20 protein-coding genes and 1 tRNA gene are annotated in these 22,093 nt (G+C 28.7%); 14 read left to right on the top strand and 7 right to left on the bottom strand.

What is annotated here, in order from left to right; all coding sequences use genetic code 4:
• Positions 1–74: 74 nt before the first annotated feature.
• Together GOQ20_RS01935 and GOQ20_RS01940 are read right to left on the bottom strand one after the other, a co-directional pair.
• The gene (locus GOQ20_RS01935; protein WP_167845185.1) at positions 75–845 is read right to left on the bottom strand and encodes an MAG0110 family membrane protein; all 771 of its coding nucleotides are present in this window, start codon (positions 843–845) and stop codon (positions 75–77) included.
• Between the two features lie 36 nt (positions 846–881).
• Entirely contained in the window at positions 882–1,433 is a 552-nt protein-coding gene (locus GOQ20_RS01940; protein ID WP_167845186.1) for a thymidine kinase, read from the bottom strand.
• Positions 1,434–1,489: 56 nt separating this feature from the next.
• On the opposite strand from GOQ20_RS01940, the gene whiA reads away from it, so the two are divergent.
• From whiA to GOQ20_RS01965, 5 genes are all read left to right on the top strand, one after another.
• Positions 1,490–2,380: a DNA-binding protein WhiA gene (gene whiA, locus GOQ20_RS01945; RefSeq protein WP_167845187.1), complete on the top strand. Its 891-nt coding sequence runs from the start codon at positions 1,490–1,492 to the stop codon at positions 2,378–2,380.
• A gap of 335 nt (positions 2,381–2,715) precedes the next feature.
• Positions 2,716–3,252 carry a translation initiation factor IF-3 gene (gene infC / locus GOQ20_RS01950; protein ID WP_233091239.1) on the top strand — a complete coding sequence of 179 codons (537 nt, stop codon included), beginning with the start codon at positions 2,716–2,718 and terminating at the stop codon, positions 3,250–3,252.
• Positions 3,252–3,440 carry a 50S ribosomal protein L35 gene (gene rpmI, locus GOQ20_RS01955; protein WP_129620469.1) on the top strand — a complete coding sequence of 63 codons (189 nt, stop codon included), beginning with the start codon at positions 3,252–3,254 and terminating at the stop codon, positions 3,438–3,440. Before infC ends, rpmI begins: the two co-directional genes overlap by 1 nt.
• A 72-nt stretch (positions 3,441–3,512) precedes the next feature.
• Positions 3,513–3,863 (top strand): 50S ribosomal protein L20, encoded by a 351-nt coding sequence (gene rplT / locus GOQ20_RS01960; RefSeq protein WP_167845188.1) that lies wholly within the window; start codon positions 3,513–3,515, stop codon positions 3,861–3,863.
• A 124-nt stretch (positions 3,864–3,987) separates the two neighbouring features.
• A complete protein-coding gene (locus GOQ20_RS01965; protein WP_167845189.1) occupies positions 3,988–4,437 on the top strand; it encodes a GAF domain-containing protein in 450 nt (149 codons plus the stop codon).
• Between the two features lie 70 nt (positions 4,438–4,507).
• Here GOQ20_RS01965 and GOQ20_RS01970 read toward each other — a convergent pair whose 3' ends face one another.
• From GOQ20_RS01970 to dcm_N, 5 genes are all read right to left on the bottom strand, one after another.
• Positions 4,508–5,317 carry a YgjP-like metallopeptidase domain-containing protein gene (locus tag GOQ20_RS01970; RefSeq protein WP_167845190.1) on the bottom strand — a complete coding sequence of 270 codons (810 nt, stop codon included), beginning with the start codon at positions 5,315–5,317 and terminating at the stop codon, positions 4,508–4,510.
• 379 nt (positions 5,318–5,696) lie between these two features.
• Positions 5,697–6,512 carry a MurR/RpiR family transcriptional regulator gene (locus GOQ20_RS01975; RefSeq protein ID WP_167845191.1) on the bottom strand — a complete coding sequence of 272 codons (816 nt, stop codon included), beginning with the start codon at positions 6,510–6,512 and terminating at the stop codon, positions 5,697–5,699.
• A 15-nt stretch (positions 6,513–6,527) separates the two neighbouring features.
• Positions 6,528–7,778, bottom strand: coding sequence for an MAG4270 family putative restriction endonuclease (locus GOQ20_RS01980; protein ID WP_167845192.1), 1,251 nt, complete (start codon positions 7,776–7,778; stop codon positions 6,528–6,530).
• Positions 7,771–8,571 carry a DNA (cytosine-5-)-methyltransferase gene (gene dcm, locus GOQ20_RS01985; protein ID WP_167845193.1) on the bottom strand — a complete coding sequence of 267 codons (801 nt, stop codon included), beginning with the start codon at positions 8,569–8,571 and terminating at the stop codon, positions 7,771–7,773. The genes GOQ20_RS01980 and dcm overlap by 8 nt, the downstream gene beginning before the upstream one ends.
• Positions 8,572–8,575: 4 nt before the next feature.
• Positions 8,576–8,971: a DNA (cytosine-5-)-methyltransferase N-terminal subunit gene (dcm_N, locus tag GOQ20_RS04665; protein ID WP_167845194.1), complete on the bottom strand. Its 396-nt coding sequence runs from the start codon at positions 8,969–8,971 to the stop codon at positions 8,576–8,578.
• 109 nt (positions 8,972–9,080) lie between these two features.
• Here dcm_N and secA point away from each other — a divergent pair, with 109 nt between their 5' ends.
• The 9 genes from secA to GOQ20_RS02035 all read left to right on the top strand — a co-directional run bounded on the left by secA (position 9,081) and on the right by GOQ20_RS02035 (position 22,083).
• The gene (gene secA / locus GOQ20_RS01995) at positions 9,081–11,639 is read left to right on the top strand and encodes a preprotein translocase subunit SecA (protein WP_167845195.1); all 2,559 of its coding nucleotides are present in this window, start codon (positions 9,081–9,083) and stop codon (positions 11,637–11,639) included.
• A gap of 574 nt (positions 11,640–12,213) precedes the next feature.
• Positions 12,214–13,251 (top strand): alcohol dehydrogenase AdhP, encoded by a 1,038-nt coding sequence (gene adhP / locus GOQ20_RS02000; RefSeq protein ID WP_167845599.1) that lies wholly within the window; start codon positions 12,214–12,216, stop codon positions 13,249–13,251.
• Between the two features lie 197 nt (positions 13,252–13,448).
• A complete protein-coding gene (locus GOQ20_RS02005) occupies positions 13,449–15,065 on the top strand; it encodes an ABC-F family ATP-binding cassette domain-containing protein (RefSeq protein WP_167845196.1) in 1,617 nt (538 codons plus the stop codon).
• Complete coding sequence (locus tag GOQ20_RS02010; RefSeq protein WP_167845197.1) at positions 15,065–15,748, top strand: 16S rRNA (uracil(1498)-N(3))-methyltransferase; 684 nt, start codon at positions 15,065–15,067, stop codon at positions 15,746–15,748. Before GOQ20_RS02005 ends, GOQ20_RS02010 begins: the two co-directional genes overlap by 1 nt.
• Positions 15,749–15,929: 181 nt before the next feature.
• A complete protein-coding gene (gene rplM / locus GOQ20_RS02015; protein ID WP_167845198.1) occupies positions 15,930–16,364 on the top strand; it encodes a 50S ribosomal protein L13 in 435 nt (144 codons plus the stop codon).
• Positions 16,365–16,366: 2 nt separating this feature from the next.
• On the top strand, positions 16,367–16,762 hold the full coding sequence (rpsI, locus tag GOQ20_RS02020; protein WP_129620479.1) for a 30S ribosomal protein S9: 396 nt from the start codon (positions 16,367–16,369) through the stop codon (positions 16,760–16,762).
• 56 nt (positions 16,763–16,818) lie between these two features.
• Positions 16,819–16,895: transfer RNA gene (locus GOQ20_RS02025), tRNA-Ile, on the top strand.
• A 78-nt stretch (positions 16,896–16,973) separates the two neighbouring features.
• Positions 16,974–17,375: a hypothetical protein gene (locus GOQ20_RS02030; protein ID WP_167845199.1), complete on the top strand. Its 402-nt coding sequence runs from the start codon at positions 16,974–16,976 to the stop codon at positions 17,373–17,375.
• A gap of 115 nt (positions 17,376–17,490) precedes the next feature.
• The gene (locus GOQ20_RS02035) at positions 17,491–22,083 is read left to right on the top strand and encodes a DUF4011 domain-containing protein (RefSeq protein WP_167845200.1); all 4,593 of its coding nucleotides are present in this window, start codon (positions 17,491–17,493) and stop codon (positions 22,081–22,083) included.
• The last annotated feature ends 10 nt before the right edge of the window (positions 22,084–22,093 follow it).

The raw sequence follows: 22,093 nt of genomic DNA on the forward strand, positions 1-22,093 counted from the left end.
TCGAATGCCCACGTCCAAAAACCTTAAAAAGAAAACAAGCAAGCTAAATCAGCTTGCTTGAGTAAAAATAATAATTATCTTCTATCACCTACATTTGTGAAGATTCTAAGTAAGAAAATAACTATTTGTCAGTAATTGAAGTAAAGAACAATTCCGTAATAAAGACCTTTGGTATAAATTTCTTTATTACTTTCAAATTGAATCATATCAGCTTCTTTTCTAATGGTAAATCATGTAACAGCAGTAATACCTGAAATTACAATTGTTCCAACAATTCCAATGATTATTTCAAGAGTTGAATTAAGAACAAAAAATGAAACGATCATTGAAATAATAAGACCTACTGATAAAACTCCTACAAGGATTGAAAGCTTACGAATATCAAAAAGATTAAAGTAACCAATAAGTCCAAAAATAAAAATTAAAATAGCAGGCGCGAATAAAATTAAAAGAATATTAATTACACCTTTATTAATTGAATATACACCATTTGCACCTTCAGAAAGGCCATAAAGAGCAACAGCTCCTGCGGCAATAACTGCAGCAGAAAGAATAGCAAATGGATAGTAAATCGTAAGTGCTATAGCTCCAAATTTTTTCAATCACATTCCAGCTATATTTACAATAACAAAAATAAAAAGTGATATGTAGAAAATCATTTGGAATGATCTTCCAAAACTTGCTGCGTTGTTAACAAGTAATTGGAAAAAGAGTAATGATAAAGATAAAATAGCAACAATTCCAAGTCCAAATGAAACTAAAATAGTTGAATAGAAAAGTTGTTTACTTTTTGCTTGTTCTTTAGTCAAAGTTTCGACTGTATAATTATTTGTATTTATTTCCATAATAAAAAATTATATATATTTTTGGTTATTCCAAATTTATTTATTTTTATGACAAAAGCGGCATCTAGCTTCGTAAATATCATCACCAATAACGGTGCGTAATTTTGAGTCAATTTTTCTAAATGACATACCTGCAGGTGCATAGCAAACCATGCAAACAGCTTTTAATTTATCGACCTTATCAGCAATTGCCATTAACTTTGCAACATTTTCAAAAGGGTTTCCCTCAAAGTCCATATCCAATCCAGAAATTATGATGTGAATACCTTTGTTAGCTAATTTCTCAATGATTGTGATAATTTTCTTGTCAAAAAATTGAATTTCGTCAAAAGCAATCACTTCAGTTTTTTCGTTAATATGGCTTAAAACTTCTTTAGGTTCATTGATTGAAATAGCTGGGAAAGTCGAACCAGTTCTACTTACAATTTTAGAATCGGAAAAGCGAGTATCTAAAGCTGGTTTGAAAATAATTGGCTCAAATTTAGCTATTTTATATAAAGTTAAACGCTTAATTAATTCAGAACTTTTGCCCGCAAACATAGGTCCTGTTATTATCTCAATTGTTCCATTTTCTACATTTTTTCTCATAGTGTCTCTCTTTTTTCATTTATTTTAAATAATAAGTTTATTATAATTAATTTGCAATGAATTCTAAAAATAAAACATTTTCTCACGATATAAAATATGAAATTTTATCAAGCATCAAAAACGAAAAGGAAACTAAAGCTTTTTCGTTTGGTTTTTTATTAAGTAGTTACAAATTAATTGATAGCCAAATGGTGCTTAAAATTAATGATGATTTTATTTTAGATAAAGTAACCAAGTTTTTCAAAAAAAGCAATATTAGCTATGATAAATGAAAAAATTCTAAGACTATGATTAGTGTAAATAATTCATTTTTAAGCAATATTTATAATGAACAAAACGTTTATAATCCAGATTTTATAAACGAATTTCAAAACTACTTTACAAGTTTTTTTGCAGGTGTATTTGTAGCTTCAGGAAATGTTTCAGGACTTCATACAACTTCATATCACCTTGATATTTCAACTAAAAACCCAGATTTTGCAAGTCACATTCAAGATAAACTTAACCAATATCAATTTGGTTTTAAGATTCTGCAAAGAAAAGATAAATACTTTTTATATATTAAGAAATTAGACAATATCTTAGAGTTTTTAGCAGCTATTGGTGCTCAAAAAGCTTGATTAAAAATGCAAGATATAAAAATTCAAAGAGACCTTGAAAACGTAGTTAATCGTATCAATAATATTGATATGAGCAACTTGCAAAAAATTGCAAAAAGTTCACTTAAGCATATTCAAAACATCAACTACATTTTTGAAAATAATCTTGAAGCTAATTTCAGTGAAAACGAACTTGTATTTTTTAGGTTAAAGCTAGAAAATCAGGGGTTTTCACTTTCTGATTTATCTAAAATTTTAGAAGTTGAGCATAACATTTTTATTACAAAAGGTGGCCTTGGGCACTGACTTAAAAAGCTAGAAAAAATAGTCAAAGAGCATCAAAAATAGCAAAAAATTGCAATCAAAAATTATTTTTAAACATGCTAATAGAAAAGACAAAATTTAAATCAAAAATAGAGTTTTGATTCTTCATGTTTTATGTTAAAATAATAAAGCAATATATATTTATTATTTAATTGCAGAAAGTAGAATCACTTCTCACCTGATGACCATAGTCTTGGGTTTTGCTACAATTAAATGTATCTATTTTTTGGGTACTTTTTTGGTAGAGAAGTGGGGAACCACTTTTTTAAATTTTTATTATTAAGGAGTTTATTATTCAACCAAAAGGAAAAAAACCAGTAGCTGAACATTACGTTAATGAAGCAATACCTTTTAAACAAGTGTTCTTATTAGATTCGCAAGGACAAAAAGTAGGTGTTGTTAGAACAGCTGAAGCCATTGAAAAGGCTAAAAATGAAAAAATGGATTTAGTGCTAATTCAAGCAAATCCTAAACCAATTGCTCGTATTTTAGATTATGGAAAATTTAAATACGACCGTAAGAAAAAAGAGAAAGAAATCAAAGAAAAACAAACTAACATCCAAAACCGTGAAGTTAGACTTACACCAATGATTAGTGATAATGATCTTATGACTAAAAGTCGTAAAGCTCGTGAATTTCTTCTTAAAGGTGATCGTATTAAAGTTTCTCTTAAACTTAGAGGACGTGAAATTGGGAGAAAAGATTTAGGATTAGCAACATTAGACAAGTTCTATAAAACATTAGAAGATATTGCCGAAATTACAACTGAGGCAAAACTTGTTAATGAGCGTTTCCTTGACATGAATCTCCAACCTAATAAACAAAAAATTCAAAAATATTTAAAAGAAAAAGAACTTGAGAAAGAAACTCAAGTTACCAAAGAAGGAGAAAAATAATGCCAAAAATGAAAACTAAAAGTGCGTTAAAAAAACGTATTAAAGTTACAGGAACTGGTAAAGTTATGAGAGAACAAGCTTACCGTTCACATTTAGCACAAAATAAAACAACAAAACAAAAACGTCAAGCCCGTAAATCTGTATTAATGTCAAAAAGCGACCTTAAAAGATTTAAAGCAATGTTCTAATTTGCTTGTTAATTTATTTTTTTAAAAATTATTAATTCTCATATATTAATTTAATTAAGAAAGGAAATAATTATGGCAAGAGTTAAAGGTGGAACAGTTACAAGAGCAAGACGTAAAAAATGATTAAAATTAGCTAAAGGATACTTCGGTCACAAATCAATCGGTTACAAAGTTGCAAAACAAGCAGTTGTTAAATCATGAACATACGCTTTTAGAGACCGTAAACAAGTTAAAAGAAACTTCCGTAAATTATGAATCGCTCGTATCAATGCAGCTACAAGAGCTGAAGGAATGAGCTACTCAAGATTTATCTCAGGACTTAAAAGCGCTAACGTTGTTGTAAACCGTAAAATGCTTTCAGAATTAGCTATAAATGAGCCTAAAACATTCAAAGTTTTAGTTGAATTAGCTAAACAAGCTTAATTTAATAATTAATGCAAACCTTAGGTTTGCATTTTAATTTTCTGAAAGTTTCCTGAAAATGTGAAAAAAGTTCAAAAAAGTATTTTTTAAGGTGAAAAATGCATTTTTTGCTTATAATAATTCAATGAAAAAACAAGAATATATTAGTTTATTAAACGAAGAAATTAACGTAAATTCATTACTTGCAAATTCAACTGCTTATATTAATGACACTGTTGAAAACCTTAATTGAGTTGGTTATTATTTAGCGGAAAATGAAACTTTATACTTGCACACTTTCCAAGGTAAAGTTGCTTGCTCAATTATTCCGTTTAACAAAGGAGTGTGTGGATATGCAGCTACTACTAAAGAAGTTGTAGTTGTACCAGATGTACACGAGTTCCCAGGACATATTTCATGTGATGCTAATAGCAAATCAGAGATAGTTCTTCCAATTATTGTTAATGGAAATTTATATGGAGTTTTAGATATTGATTCCCCAATCAAAGATCGTTTTGATGCTGAAATTACTGAGCAACTTAAAGAATTTGCAAAGTGAATTGAAACAAAAATTGAAAGTTTATTAAATAAATAATTGATAAAACAAAAACCGAATATACCTTATTTTTAGGTACATTCGGTTTTTTATACTAGCAAGTGGGAAACTAGAACTTTTTATAAAATGTATTAGGAGCTATAACAAATTTATGAAGCAATTTAAAATCTTCAATAAATTTTTCACCATCTTTATAAAATTTAGCGCTATGTCCTTTGTCTTTGTGGATGTGGTGTAAAAGTTCATGTAAGATTGTATGTTCGATTAAATCTAGGTCAGAACAAATCATAGAAATTGTGTATTGTATTAAGTTTTTTAAATATCAAGCTGAAGCAATAGTGTTACTTTTAGATTGAGGTAAAAGTTCATAAATCTCAAAGTCTACCGGTTTTAATGATAATTTATCTTCATATTTTGGTTGAATTTTTTTAATTACTTCAGCAAGTTGTTCTTTTAAGAAATTCATTAGAACAACTCTTCTTTTAATAACTCTTTTTTCAAGAATTCTAGAGACAAAAAGAGTAATTTGGGCACTTGATATTTCAAATTTGTATTCTAAAGGGTTGGTAATTTCATCCTTAAATTCTCACTTTAAAATATGTTTTTTACCTAAAAAGCAAATTTGTCCAGGGTTAGAAATTCATTCATTTTTTATTCCAGAAATATCTAAATTGTGTTTTATGTGATAATCCAAATACTTATCTAGTTGTGGTTTAAAATATCAATTTTCAATTTTCTCCGCTTTTTCTAGTTGCAAATACTCCGAGAGACTTAATTTTATGTTAATATCTTTTGGTTTCATATCTTGTTTGTCTCAAAAGTTATTTTCAGGGAAAATTTCAATTTTACGTTGCTCTGCTGATATTAATGGATATATTACAAAATTTATCCCTTTATATTGATAAACAATTTCTTTCATATTGAATTATTATACTATAACGTACTTTGTAAAGATTGCATAGAAAATAAACATATTAAAAACCCAGAAACTAAATTCTGGGTGATATTGAAATAAAAAAGGTTAAATTTTAACATTCAACGGAAGGAATTATTTTAAGCATATAAAAATGAAAATATTTTGCAATAAATTAAATTTAAATTTTAAAGAAATGGAATTTATATATTAAATTGACAATGAATAAATGAGTTTTAAATTACAAGTTGAATGTTTGTAGGGTTACCTACTAATAAAAATAATAATATAAAAAAATTGCGTTTTTTCAATAAAAATACGATTTATAAAAAATACTTATCATTGTAAAAAATTTTCAACAATCATAAGTTTAAAATATATTTTTTTACTTTTTGTTTCAGTCATCAATCATCTTGATTCACTGAAGAGACATATCATTATAAGATGAACCTTTGAATTCTCTTACCCGATACATAATGATGTCACAAATATATTGTTGCACAATTTTACTTGTTAAAGCATCATAACGTTTGTTTTGTTCTAAATTTTCATGAACTAAAACATGTTTATATTTAGCTGCAATACTTCTATTGCTTGTAATTACTAAATAAGGCATGTTGTAATGATCTACCTTATTGAGCAAGAATTGGAATTCATTTGTCAGTGCTGTTTTAGAAATCATAATCATGCAAGCACTATTAGGGCGCTTGGTCATTGTTGTTGCAATTGAAATTAAAAATAGATGGAAATCATCGCAAATAATAACTTCGATTTCTAATTTTTGTAAATTGTATCCAAGTTCCCTAGCAGCAATTGCGCTTGAACCAACACCAAATAAGTAAACTTTTTTGGTAGTTAAAATCTGATTAACAATGTAATCAATTTTTTTCATATCTAAGTTTTTAGAAGTGAGGTTAATTGCTGTCATGTAGTGATAAGCGATAATTTCGCTAATTGAAGATTTTTCTGAAAGCGAAACAGAATTTAAATATTTATACTTAACAAAGAATTGAATCTCTTTAAAAGACTTAAAACCTAGTTTTTTATACATTCTAGTAAGCACACCAGTTGAAATGTGGATTCTACTAGCGACTTCTTCGATAGATTTTTCATAAAAAAACTTTGTTTCACTATTCAAAAAATCCACAACTTTTCGTTCTGATTCAGTTAAACTCGCAAATTCATTGGTAAATAGTTTCATATTGTCTAAATTATACTAATTTATAGGCAAATCTTGTTTTTTCTTCTTATAAAAATCATTTCGTTTCTGAATAAATTTGATAATATCTTTGTTTAGTTTGTTTTTTGGTATTTTTAAGTAGTTTTTTTCGATGAAATCATTAACTTCACTATTGTATATTACTATTTCACCATCATTATCATATGTAAATTCTGGTTTATCAAAACTTGAATGAGTTGTAGGATCCATATCAAATAGATTATCAATTGAATTTATTTCATTTAATAAAGTTTCCACACGTTTTTCGGATAATATTTCATTTTTCGTGATACTTATATCTAATTGATCAAGTATTGAGATAATTTCTTTTCTAATAGCTTCTACAGGATATATGTGAGCCCTTTCAAATCTATTATTTTTTCATTCATTATGAAAAATTAATGGATTATGTTTGCTTACTAATTGTCTTTTCTTTAAAATTTCTTTATCTAATTTTTGTTGCAATTTAGTTCTTTCATTTACAAGAAATATGTTTTTGTAAAAGTCTTGAACACAAACTTTTATTTTTTCAGCTCTATTTTCATAGTCAGCTTCTTTAAATGAATTTAAAAGACTTTTGTATATATGAGCTTTTTTATCTTCCTCATCAACTTTTTGGATTATAAATTCAAATAGTGTTGTTTTCTCAATATACAAATCATTTAAATCAGATTTTCATTTTTTATATCAATTAAAATAATTTCTAACACTTATTGCATCAATAATATTGCTTATAAAGTAATTTAATAGGTTATCATCCTTTGAATCTATCATCATTTCAGCGCTTTTTGGAGTTTTTATTTTGCCTGCTGGGTTATAACCACTAAAAATTCCGGATATGCTATTAAAAGTAAATTTTCCAGATTGTTTGAAAAATCATTCATTAATAATTTTTATCTCTGTTTCTTCAAGTAAAATGACATTTTTAGATCTTTTTAATTCTCTTTTTTGTTGAATAAAAGTTTTATGAATATTACTTTTTTGAAGTTCACCATTTAAGTAATTGAATAATTCATTTCTTCTTTTGAAAAGTGTTGTATTTTTCTCAAATCAACTAGGAGTAGAACAAAGATCAATGCTTGCGGTTTTGAACATAGGGTATCAAAAAACAATCATTTTGCTATCTTTATCTAAAAATAAGTTTAAGTCAAATGCAAATTGAATTCCATTTTCTGCAAAATTAGATTTTATTGGTAGAACAATTCTTGAAATGCTAGATAAACCTAGTACTTGTAAATCTTTAGACATTTAAAGACTCCACAATGCTTTTAAATAATTGTTCTAACACTTCGACAGAAATTGAATTTCCACAAGTAAAAATCATTTTACTTTTTGAAATTAAATTTGTATTTTTCACTTTTCATGCATCTTTTTTGTCAAAACCCATATATTGATAAGATTGAATTTCATCTATATAAAGGATTTTCTTTTTCTCTGGATAACAAAACTTTAATCTACTATTTGCACCGCTAGCTGTAAGTGTAGGTCCTAGACCTTTTGGTAAATAAACATAGTTTTCTGAATTAAATTTTGTGTAATTCGGAATAAAAGCTTTAAAAATACCATTTTTAGTTTCTTTAAACTCAAGTGTTTCTCGGTATGGAATCACGCTTTCTTCATCATTGCTTTCATTTTTCATTATTTTTTGCAGTTTGTTTTTGCTTGTTTTAATTTTTGGTGGAAACTCATAAGGTTTATGATCTCCTAAAAATGAAACACAAAAGACTCTTTCACGATTTTGAACTGATCCATAATCGGTTGAATTTACAATTTTATAATATGACTTATAGCCTAGTTTTTCTAGGATATTAATTCAATTTTTAAAATCTTGTATAAACTTATTACTCATCAATGCCTTAACATTTTCAAGCAATAATACTTTTGGTAAGTTATCTTGATTTTCTTTTAAAATTCTTTCTACTTGAAGTAATAATCCACTTCTTGTTTCAGAAGTTATTCCGCGTTGCTTACCTTGTTGAGATAGATCTTGACAAGGGAAAGAATAAGTTAGAATATCAATATTTTTAGGGAGTTTTGACATTTTGTTAATGTCAGTAAAACTCTCTCTCTCTCTCTCTCTCTCTCTCTCCTTTACTATATTTGCTATTTAAATATTCATTATTTACAAAGCTATATAAGTATGGAAAAATACCTCTCAATTTTTCTTCTTTTATCTTGCTAAAGTAATTTGCAGAGACAACATTTTTGCTATCTGAGCTAAAGTGAAATGAATTTAAAATTTCTGCCATTTCTTGCTTGCTCATAGTATTTTCTGGTTCTAAAACACCATGATGAATTATCATATATGAGACAATTGCATCAATATAAAAATCACAAGCACCTAAAGATTTTACTTTTAGATTTTTGTCAATTCTTTTTAAAGCATAAAGTTGACTTCCTAAACCAGAAAATAGTTCATAAATTTTTATTTCTTTTTTCATAATATTTAAATTTTAACGCGTCAAAATTTAATGTTCTTAAAATAACGTCTCTAAATTAGAGTACTAAGATATTTATTAATTATTTTCTATTAGTTTATAATTTAAAAATATGAATAAATTTACTAAATTTTTTGAAATAAAATCAACTGAAATGCGAATTGCTGAAAGAGCTTTAAAAAAGATCAATCAGCTTGAAAAACACGTAGTTGATATGAGTGATGAAGAACTTAAAAGTCAAACAGCATTTTTTAAGGATTTATTAGCTAAAGGCCACACTTTAGAAGAAATCAGAAATGATGTTTTTGCTGTTGCACGTGAAGCAACCAAACGGGTTTTAGGAAAAAGACCTTATGATGTGCAAATACTTGGAGGTCTTCTTTTAGATCAAGGTTCAGTAGCTGAAATGAAAACAGGGGAAGGAAAAACTATTACTTCGATAGCTCCTGTTTATTTAAACGCTTTAGAAGGAAAAGGTGCAATTGTTTCAACAGTTAATGAATACCTTACTGAACGTGACGCTATGGAAATGGGTCAAGTGTTTAACTTCCTTGGGCTAACAGTAGGAATTAACAAAGCACAAATGGATCCAAATTCTAAAAGACAAGCTTATGCAGCGGACATTACATATTCAGTGCACTCAGAATTAGGTTTTGATTACCTTCGTGATAATATGGTTCAAAACATTAAAGAAAAAGTCCAAAGAGGGCTTAATTTCTGTCTTATTGATGAAGTGGATTCAATTTTAATTGACGAAGCTAAAACACCTCTTATTATCTCTGGAGGTGATTCTGAAGATATTTCAATGTATTTTTCAGCTGACCAATTTGTACGTACTTTAAAAAATGAAGATTACTTAATTGATGAAGAATCGAAAGCAATTACTTTAACTCACTCAGGGATTGAAAAAGCTAATAATTTTTATCGTGTAGATAATATTTACCACATTGAAAACTCAGAAACTGTGCATCTTATTCAAAATGCTTTAAGAGCACATAAAGTTATGAAAATCGATGTTGAATACATTGTTAGAGAAGGGAAAATTGAACTTGTTGATGCTTTTACCGGAAGAATTATGGATGGTAGAAGTTATTCAGAAGGACTTCAACAAGCACTCCAAGCAAAGGAAATGGTTGAAATTGAGCCAGAAACTAAAACAATGGCAACTATTACTTACCAAAACTTCTTTAGGATGTTTAAAAAACTTTGTGGTATGACCGGAACTGGAAAAACTGAAGAGCAAGAATTTATTGACATTTACAACATCCGTGTTAATGTTGTGCCAACTAATAAACCAATTGCTCGGATTGATGAACCAGATTCAATTTTCTTTAGCTATGAAGATAAGTGAAAAGCTGTTGTTGAAAAAATTAAGGAACTTTATGAAAAAGGTCAACCAGTTTTAGTAGGAACTGCTCAAATTGAAGATTCAGAAATTCTTCACAAAATGCTTTTTGACGCAAATATCCCACATACTGTGCTTAATGCAAAACAAAATGCTTCTGAAGCTGAAATTATTTCACACGCTGGTGAGGTCAAATCAGTTACAATTGCTACTAACATGGCTGGTCGTGGAACTGACATTAAACCTACTCCTGAAGCAATTAAATTAGGAGGACTTTATGTTCTTGGAACTGATAAAGCTGAATCAAGAAGAATTGATAATCAGCTTCGTGGTCGTAGTGGTCGTCAAGGGGATGTTGGAACAAGTAAATTCTTTATTTCGCTTGATGATTCGTTAATGCAAAGATTCTCAAATTATGAAAGTTTTAAAGAAGCTTATTCAGATGAAGCTGGTAAAGAAATCACTAATAAAACTTTAAAAATGACATTTAATCAAGCGCAAAAGAAAATTGAAGGATTCAACTATGATTCACGTAAATCTGTGCTTAACTACGATGATGTTATTCGTCAACAACGTGATTTAATTTATTCACAAAGAGACCTTATTTTGACAAGTGATGATGTGGATTTTATCATTAGAAGAATGATTTTATCTTCAGCTAAAGTTTTTGTTAATAGACCTGAATTTTATACTGAATATGGAAACTTTAAATATGATGAACTTGCTAAATATTTAAATGAAAGAATTGGTAGAGTTTTAAATCATACTTTCTATGAAGAAGAGCTTCATAAATATCACGATAAAGAACTTCCTGAATATATTTCACAAGTTATGCTTACTATTTTTGATCAATGAAAAGCAAACGCTTTAGAAAAATTATCAAATGAAGAAGTTGAAGCAATTTTAAGAAACACCATTTTAAGAATCTTAGATTCGAAATGACAAGTACATATTAACAGAATGGACAAACTTCGTTCTAATGTAAATTTAGTTCAATACTCACAAAAAAATCCGTACCAAATTTATACTGATGAAGGAACTAAAATTTTCGAAGCAATGATTGAATCAATTGCTTATCGAACAATCCTTGCGGTATTCGCTAACGAAATTGGTAGAAAATCATTAATTACAAAGGAAATGAGACTTGATCCAATTTTCCAACAAATTAATTCTTCAATGCCTTTTGATCCAACTAAAACAGTTGAGGAATTTGAAACTGAATTAATCGACTTATACAATTCAATTAAACGTAGAATGACTGAAATTGAAGAAGAAGCTAAAAATAAAGAGCAAAATGCTCCTGAAAATGAACAAAAACCTGAATAACCAAGTTAAAGCTTGGTGCTTGAGTGTAATCTCCAGTGCAACAAAAATACCGTTCCTAACGCAATAGAAATGGTATTTTTGTTGCTTTTTTTCTCTTTTGTTTGTTCTTTTCAACTTTCTGCCTTTTGAAAAATCTTTAATTTTTATAATTTTTAATAAAAGCGAAATATTACTTAAATAAACACTGCTTTACCATTGTTTTTTAAATAAATTGCTTTTTTATTAATTATTTTTTCCTTTATAAAAAACCACAAAAACCAAGGAAACAAAAACACAAGAAAAAAAGCGTGGCGTATAGCCATGCCTTTTTTTCTTGTGTTTTTGTTTCCTCCCCCGCGTTGCAATGCAACTTACAATCGAGCACCAAGTTAAAGCTTGGTTATTTTTTACAAAAACACAAAAATTTTTTAATTTCATTGCACATTTTCATAAATTTTTTCTAAAAATATAATGGTACTTCAAAAGTAATAAAATTATTATGTAGAAAAAATAAATTAACTAATTTAAAAAAGATTTTTCTATATTTTTTTAATATTTTTACTTTTTAGGAGATTTTTTAAATATGTCTAAAACAATGAAAGCTTTTGTGGTGCGTTCACCAAAAAATTGAAGCGTTGAGGAAGTTGCAATTCCTGAACCAAAAGAAAAAGAAGTTTTAATTAGAATGGAAACAAGTGGAATTTGTCATACAGATTTACATGCTTCAAATTTTGATTGATTAGTGGAACCTAAATACCCATTAATTCCAGGACACGAAGGAATTGGTATTGTTGAAAAATTAGGCCCAGGATGTACACACTTAAAAGTAGGAGACCGTGTTTGTTTAGCTTGATTACATGATGCTTGTGGTCACTGTGAATTTTGTCTTAGTGGAAAAGAAACACTTTGTCCAAACCAAAATATGTCAGCTTATACAAAAGATGGTTCGTTTGCTGAATATGCAATTGGACATGAAGATTACGTAGGAGTTGTTCCTCAAAACTTAGATTTAATCAAAGGAGCACCAGTTGTTTGTGCTGGAGTTACAACTTACAAAGCTGTTAAACAAGCTAAATTACACCCTGGTGATTTTGTGGCTGTAATTGGAGTGGGAGGACTTGGTCAACTTGCAATCCAATATGCTAAAGCTATGGGTTACCGTCCAATTGGTATTGATTTAACTGATGAAAAAGTTGAATTAGCGCTTAAATCAGGTGCAGAATTTGCTTTCAATTCTAAAAAAGTTGATGCAGTTGCAGAAGTTATTAGAGTTACAGAGGGTGGAGCACACGGTGTTGTAAATACATCAGTTGCTACAGCAGCTGCTGTTCAAGGAATGGAAATGCTTCGTCGGGGAGGAAGACAAGTTCTTGTAGGACTTCCTGCAAAAGATAAACTTGGAAAAGATGAATTCCCGGTTTCTGTATTCTGAACAGTTCTTACAGAAAGAGAACTTGCTGGATCAATTGTTGGTACAAGAAAAGACTTAAAAGAAGCTCTTGATTATGCTGCTAGAGGACTTGTTGAATCAGAAGTAACACGCGTTGTTAAATTAGAAGAAGTTGCAGATATTTTTGAAAAATTAGAAAAAGGTGAATTTATCGGTAGAGCAGTTATCGATTTCCGTAAATAAGTAATAACATTAAACCAAGGGCATTGCTCCCTTGGTTTTTTCTTTGTTAAAATGCAAAATTATGCTATGATTATTTCGAGCCGACATTGAGGTAAAATGCTTTAATGTTAACAGCCTTGAAAAAGGCTATTTTTTTATTTTTATTTTTAAATTTATTATAATTTATTAACTTTATAAGTTAAATTTACGGAGGATATATGTTAGAAGTACAAAATTTAAGCAAAATTTTTAGTGATAAAAAGTTATTTGAAGGTGTTAATTTAAAATTTACTGAAGGTAATACTTACGGAATTATTGGTGCTAATGGTGCAGGTAAAAGTACCTTTTTAAAGATTTTGTCAGGTCAAATTGAACCAACAAGTGGTCAAATTATTCGTGAAAAAAATAAGAGAATTTCGGTATTAAGCCAGGATCATAATGCTTACGATGAAATGATTGTAACTGAAGTGGTTATTATGGGTAATACTGATTTATATGCTGTTAAAGAAGAAAAAGATGCAATTTATGCTAACCCTGAAGCAACAATGGAAGATTACGAAAGAGCTGCTGAACTTGAAGATAAATTCGGTGAATTAGGTGGATGAACTGCAGAAAATGATGCTCAAGAACTTCTTAGTAACTTATCAATTCCTAAAGAAAAATGAAGTATGCAAATGAAAGATCTTACAGCTAACCAAAAGATTAAAGTTCTTCTTGCTAAAGCTCTTTTTGGAAACCCTGATATTTTAATTATGGATGAGCCAACTAACCACCTTGATTTAAGAAGTATCAAATGACTTGAAAACTTCTTAATTGAATACCCAAATGTTGTTATTGTTGTTAGCCACGATAGTGACTTTTTAGACTCAATTTGTACACACATTGTTGATATTGACTACTCTGAAGCTAAAATTTACACAGGAAATTACTCATTCTGAAAACAATCATCTGAATTAGCTCGTGAAATGATGAAACAAAGCAACCTTAAAAAGGAAGCTCAAATTGAAAAATTAAAAGACTTTATTGCTCGTTTTAGTGCCAATGCTTCTAAATCAAAACAAGCTACATCAAGAAAAAAATCACTTGAAAAAATCCAACTTGATGAAATTAAACCTTCAAACCGTAAATATCCATTTATCCGTTGAGAAATGAATCGTGATCATGGAAAACAAATTTTAACAGTAGAAAACTTAACTTATAAAAATGAATTAGGCCAAACTTTATTTGAAAATGTTTCATTTACCTTAAGACCAGGTGAAAAAATGGTTATTGTTGGAGATGATGATATTGCTAAAACAAAACTTTTAGAAATTTTAGCAGGTGAAACACAGCCAACAAGTGGAACTGTTGAATGAGGACAAACAATCAAAACTACTTTCTTCCCAAACGAAAACAGTAAATTCTTTAAAAATGATGAAACTATTTTAGAATGAATTTCTAAATGACCACTTGAAAACACTGTTGAAGAAAATAGAGATGTTTCAGATTCAAGAATGCGTGGTTTTTTAGGAAGAATGCTTTTTAGTAATGATTCTGTATTTAAAAAAGTTGGAGTAACAAGTGGGGGTGAAAAAGCTCGTTTAATGTTTTCTAGAATGATGCTTTTAGAAAGTAACTTCATTATTTTAGATCAACCACTTGATCACCTTGATACTGAAAGCATTGACTCTGTAATTGAAGGGGTACAAGCATATAAAGGTGGAGCAATTTTCACAACATATAACCGTGCTTTTGTTAACCAATGTGCTGATGTTATTTTAGAACTTCAATCACCAACCAAGAGTTTTCTTTTTAGAGGTACTCTTGAAGAATACGAAGAAGTTATGGAGTATTAATGAATCGCTTTTTTGTGGATCAAAAAATTGATAATAAGTATTTTGAACTCTCAAAAGAAAATTTGGATCATTTAAAAGTGTTAAGAATTGGTGATAAACCATTTATTTGTGTTTATCAATCCAAATTCTTTGTTTGCAAGCAAGAAGGTACTAGGGCATATATTCTTGAAGAATTTGAAGAAAATCATGAACATTCTTTTCAGGTCGTGCTCTATATGCCTCTTATCAAATTAGAAAGATTTGAATGAGCACTTCAAAAAGCTACTGAACTTGGAGTTACAAAAATTGTGCCAGTTCAAACAAATTTCACTGACGGGGTGTTAGTGAAAAAGGTTAAATCGAAATGAGACAAATTTTCTCAAAGATGAAACCAAATTTTAAAAAATGCAGCTGAGCAAAGTTTTCGAAATATTATCCCAACTCTTAATGAAATTGAGAAATTTTCTAAAGCATTATTTGATAAAGAATTTATTAATATAATTGCACATGAAAAGCAAAAACTTACAAATGAAAGTATTTTTAATAGCGAAAAAAATGTTGCTTTATTTGTAGGTCCTGAAGGAGGATTTAGTGAAAGTGAAATTACTTTAGCACTTGAAAATGGAGCTGAATGTATCTCTTTAGGTAAGCGAATTTTAAGAGCAGAAACAGCTGCAATTGCTTTACTTGCAAAATTAATTTAGCAATTTTTGTTGCTAATTATCAGCTATAAAAAATGTCTTATTTTTTGAATATAATAAAATAATTTTTTGTGTTATAATAAATAAGCAATTTATTTAATGACCGAAGATAAATTTCAATTTTCATAAATATTAAACACTCAACAAGTATTAAAAATAAATAAATTAAACGTAGGAGGCAGTCATGAGACAAACAACAATGCAACATGCACACCAAGCTGACAAAAAATGATATGTTATTGACGCTGAAGGTCAAGTTTTAGGGCGTTTAGCATCATTTGTTGCTAGCGTACTTAGAGGAAAACACAAACCAACTTTCACACCAAATGCTGACATGGGAGACAACATTATTATTGTTAATGCAGATAAAGTTGTTCTTACAGGAAACAAAGAAGAAGACAAAATCTACTACTCACACTCAGGATACCCAGGTGGTCTTAAAAGCATTACAGCAGCAAAACTTAGAGTTAAAAAACCTATTGCTCTTTTAGAAAAAGCAATTTTCGGAATGTTACCACACACAAAATTAGGAAACAGACAACGTCGTAACTTATTTGTTTACGCAGGTCCAGAACACCAACACGCTTCTCAAAAACCAGAAAGATTAGAGGTTAAATAATTATGGCTAAAGAATTAGTATACCGTGGATTAGGAAGAAGAAAATCTTCAGTTGCTCGTGTAAGACTTACAGAAGGAAAAGGAAACTTTGTAATCAACAAACGTGATGCAAGAGAATACTTGACTTCAGATATTTACCTTAAAGATGCAAACCAACCTTTCGTTTTAACAGAAACAGTGGGACAATTCGATGTTAGTGTAAATGTTGCTGGTGGCGGATTAAGTGGTCAAGCAGGTGCTATTAGATTAGGTATTGCTCGTGCTTTACTTGAAGTTAGTGCAGATTACCGTGCAGCATTAAAAGCAGCAGGAATGCTTACAAGAGATGCTCGTGCTAAAGAACGTAAAAAACCAGGTTTACGTGCAGCTCGTCGTGCAAGACAATTCTCAAAACGTTAATTTATTTAATAATTTTTCTTATCTATTTTACATTTTAGTGTATAATAGATATACATGCGAGCGTAGCTCAGCTGGTTAGAGCACACGACTGATAATCGTGAGGTCGATGGTTCAAGTCCATTCGTTCGCACCATTTCATTTATGACCTAAAAGCAAGCACATTCGCTTGCTTTTTTCTTTTTTAAATTAGAATTAGGAGTATCATTTAACTATGAATTCAAATGTTTTAAATTCGAAAAAAAGTTTTATAGCTGGACTTGTTTTATCAGCTTTATTTGCACTTTTTGCGATTGTAATTATCATTTTATTAGCATTAGTTGCAAGCGAACAAATTCAAATTAAAACAGTTACTAAGAAAAACTTAGGACTTGCGGTAATGGGGATTATTGCATTTAGCTTTATTGTAATCACCTTTTTCTTAATAACAAGAATAATTGGTAAAAGATCAAACCTATTTGTGGTATTTAAAATATTACAAAATAGAGAAGAAAACAAACCAGATAAAACTTGAATTAAAGTGCTTAAAATAACTAATTTACTTAATAGTAAAACATCAAATCGCATTATTGAAGAATATAAAGATATGGTAGTTAAAAAAAGTTTTAAAATATAGCAATTTTGCTGTATTTTTTTATGTCATTTCCCCAAATATTGGAGCATTTGCACATAGATAATATATAATTTAAATAATAAATAAAATAAGATAAAAAATAAAAAAGGAAACAACTATGAAGGTTGATATAATTGAAACATTAACCAATAAATTGTTAAAAATTGGTTTAGACAATCAAAACATTAATTTCAGGGAAACAAAAACTTCTACTGTTAAAATTAATTATGATTTAAATGCTTTTTTAGATAGTGTTGAAAAGAAAAAAAGCATTTATTTTGAAGCTTCCAAAAATGATATAAAACCTATTTTGAGTGAAGGCCCTAAACATATTATTCTTCCTGCAGTTGGTAGCAAAGAAGAGCAAAGCAGAATCTTAAAAAACCTTTCTCGTAAGCATGCTACTTTTATAGAAGAAAATAATATTAACATTCTTTATTTAGCTGTAGGATTTGTTAGGTGAACTGAAGAAGATAAATTCCAAACTGAGCACTATGCTCCGCTTTTATTCTTGCCAGTAAAACTTATTCAAAAAAGTATTAAATCTCAATTTGAATTGCTTATTGAGGAATCTAACTTTATTGAAAACTTAGCTTTTATTAAGAAAATCAAAAAAGAATCTTCTTTTGATTTTTCATTAATTGATAAGCATCATTTAGAAAATTTATCACTTGCAAAATACTATGAGGAATATGCAAAACTTTTCAAAAAGCATTTACCAAATCAAAAATGAACAATTGTAAATGATTGTTATCTTTCAATTTTCACTGACCAAAACCTTTACATTATTAACGATATTGAACAAAATCAAGAAAAGTTTTTAAACAATGATTTTGTTAAGTTAATTTTTGGCGAAAGCGCAAACTTAGAAAAATTTGATTTTAAAGACCTTTCAGATAAACAAGTGGATTTAAAATTAGATCCAAATAAATACTGACACTTTTTACCTGCTGATATTTCTCAAGAAAAAGCAATTCAATATGCTATTGATGGCAAAAGTTACGTGCTTCAAGGGCCACCAGGAACTGGGAAAAGTCAAACTATTATCAACATCATCACTGAGCTTATTGCTAGAAATAAAAAGGTTCTTTTTGTTTCTGAAAAGCAAGCTGCCTTAGATGTTGTTTATAACAAACTTCACTCAAATGGGCTTAGTGATTTTGTACTTGCAATCCACAAAATTAGTGATAGAAATAAAAAAGATATTATTAATGACTTGCATAACAGCCTTGAAAACTCAAGAATTATCTCTGAAGTTAAACAAGATTTCACTGAAACAGTTAAAAATAGTTATACATCTGCTAAAGAAAAACTTATTAACTATGGTGAACTTCTTTTAGAAATTTATCAACCATTAAAAGTTAACTTATATCAATTAATTGGTAGATATTTTAATCTCAAGAAAGCTCAAGAGTTAATCTTTAAAATTCACAATATTTCAGCTATTGATGATAACCTTTTAAACAAAATTGTTTTGGGGATTAAAAAATACGAATTTAGTTTAAAAGAAATTGACTATAACTCAAAAAACAACCCTTGATATGGATTTAAAAACACAACAATTACTAATAACCAAACCAATACCCTTGGAAATCACTTTGAAACAGTAATTCAAAACTTTGATCCAGTCATGGAAGAAGAATTTATTAAAGAGCTTCATGAGTTTGAAAAATTCATTTACCTTATTAACTTAGATTGAAAATCACACACTTTAAATATTGAAGAAGATTTAAGACTTTTAGATTACAAGAACATTAAACAACACGAAAATGAAGAACTTAAAAAAGAGCTTCTTAAAATCTTTAAAACCACAGTATTTAATTTAGATTTTTCTAAATATAGAGATTTTGAAATCAAGTTCCGTTCATCATTAAAAAGAATTGTATCTTCAGAATATAGCAAACTTAAAAACGATCTTTATGACAACAGGTTAGATGGAAATGCTAAATTTAGTCATGAAAGATTAGTTGAACTTGCTAAGATGATTGAACAAATTGTTTTAAATGAAGAAAAAATCAAAGAGTGCATTGATAAATTATCATTTATAGTTCCATCTAAATTTGACTATGAATACACCTTGCAATCACTTCGATGAGTCTTTTTCCACAAGAATTTCCCACATATAAAAAACACCATTTTATATAAGAAATCTCTTCCAGAAAACAAATTTGAAACCTTTATTAACAACTCAAATGATTTACTTGCTTCACTTAAAGAAATTCAAAGTAATTTTGATCTTTCACTAATTAACTTCTATGAATTACCTAAAGATCAAGTTAAAAAACAATTTAAATCACTTTTAGTACAAGTATATAAAAACACACTTCCAATTTACATTAACTTTTTAAAATCTAAGAAAGAGCTTCTTGATTTAAAACTTAATGACTTTATTGAAAAAACCGATTCAAAAAGAATTTACAAAAACCTTGAAGATATCTTCCTTCGTCAATTCTACAAACTTTTAATTACTGATTTAAACACTAAAGTTAACCACACATTAGGTGTTAAAAATGATTTAGTTAAACTTTATAAAGAAGAAGAAAGTAAGCTTGAAGAAATTGCAATCTTCAAAATTAAAAACAATATTAAAAATAGCATCATTAAAACTGATGCTAACTATGAAGTTTCAATTCTTAAAAAAGAAGCTAATAAGAAAAATAAATTTATGCCTTTAAGAATGCTTTTCAGCAGAATTGGAAATTTAATTACAGACATTAAGCCATGTCTTATGATGTCTCCTTTATCAGTAAGTAGCTACCTTAAAGATACTCCTGTACAATTTGATGCAGTTATTTTCGATGAGGCCTCACAGGTTAAACCAGAATTTGCTTTAGCTTCAATTGTTAGAGGGAAACAAATTATTATTTGTGGTGATAAAGAGCAACTTCCTCCTACAAGTTTCTTTGAAAGAATCGGGGAAGACGATACTGAATATAATGAAAATTATGAAGTTACAAACCTTAATGATTATGACAGTATTTTAGATGTTGCTTCATCATTTTTAAAAACAATTTCGCTTCAAAACCACTACCGTTCACTTAATGAAAACTTAATTTATGCTTCTAATAAGGAAATTTACAAAAACCTTATTTCATTCCCAAGCAATGATTTAGCTCAAGCTAAAGAAGCACTTGTATATCACAAAGTCAATGGTATTTATAAAAACTCAACTAACCAAATTGAAAGTGATGTGGTTGTAAATTTAGTTATTTCATTATTTAAAAAATACAAAGATACCAAAAGAATTGGTGTTATTACATGTAATATTTCACAGCAACTTCTTATTGAGAAAAAACTTTACCAACAAGCAGCTAACCAAATCGGAATTGAAAGATACATCAATAATAAAGATTTATTCTTTATTAAAAACATCGAAACAGTGCAAGGGGATGAATGCGATATTGCCATTTTAAATACCATTTATGGACCTGGTCCTGATGGAATTATGAGAATGAGCTTTGGACCAATTAACCAAGCAAATGGGTATAGACGGCTAAATGTCGCTATCACCAGAGCAAGGGAACAAATGCACATTGTTACCTCAATTCATGGAAGCGACATTATTGTTGATGATTCAACAAGTAGAGGAGTTAAATTATTACGTAACTACTTAAATTTAGCTGAGCACGGAATTGATTCAAAATATGATTTACTTATGAATAATTCATTATTTAATGAAGATTTTGAAACTGAAGTGTACAATGAACTTGTGAAAAAAGGATATTCAGTTCAAAGAAAAATTGGAAATTCTGACTTTAGAATTGATTTAGCTGTCTTTGATAAAGAAAATCCAGATCGCTTTATTTGTGGTATTGAATGTGATGGTTCAAAATATCTTTCTTCACTTTCAACTCGTGAACGTGATAGAGTGAGAGAAATGATCTTAAATTCTCGTGGTTGAAAATTATACAGAGTATGATCAGCTGACTGATTTAATAACAAAGATAGCGAGCTTAAAAAGTTAGTTCGGTTCATTGAAAAAGCTCAAAATGGCCAAATTGCTAATGAAACTCAAGAAATTAATAAAGCTAAAAGTTCAATTATGCAAAACCTTGATGAAACTGTAATTGAACAAGATTTAATTAATTCAATTTTTGAAGAATTTCCAAGATATTGAAACATCAAATCTGATGCATTTTACACTTTCTACAAAGAAATGTATGATCCACAAAATGATAGCTTACCATTTGATGATAAAGACATTAGAATGTCAATTTTAGTGGATATTATTAACAAATATGCACCACTGCACGTAAGAACTTTAAAACAAATTCTTGCTTCACTTCCTAAGAAAGACTTCATTGAGCAACCTTTGAAAATTAATAAATGACTTAAAGATGTGCTTTTAGATATTCCAAATGAAGATGATTTCAAATTAGGAATTAATAATCAAAATAACATCTACTTAAAAGAGAACTTCTTCTATGTAGATAATAAGGAAATTAAATTTAGAAAAAATAACATTGAGTACTTGGAAACAAGAAAAAGTAATGAATTTGCTCCTGAAGAAATTCAAGATTTTGTTTACCAAACAATTATTAAATCTAAAGTAATTTCACTTCTTGGACTTCAAGAACTCTTTATCGAACTTGTTGGAATTAAAACTGTTTCACCAGCTATTAAAAAACAAATTGATTTAGCGGTAGAAAACCTTAAAGTTGCCGGTTTAATTATTGAAAATGATGAAGGTGTTTTCTCAAGTTCAATTTAGCAAAAAACCC

This window comes from Mycoplasmopsis gallinacea (assembly GCF_012220205.1).
GTDB classification, from domain to species: Bacteria; Bacillota_I; Bacilli_A; order Mycoplasmatales; family Metamycoplasmataceae; genus Mycoplasmopsis; species Mycoplasmopsis gallinacea_A.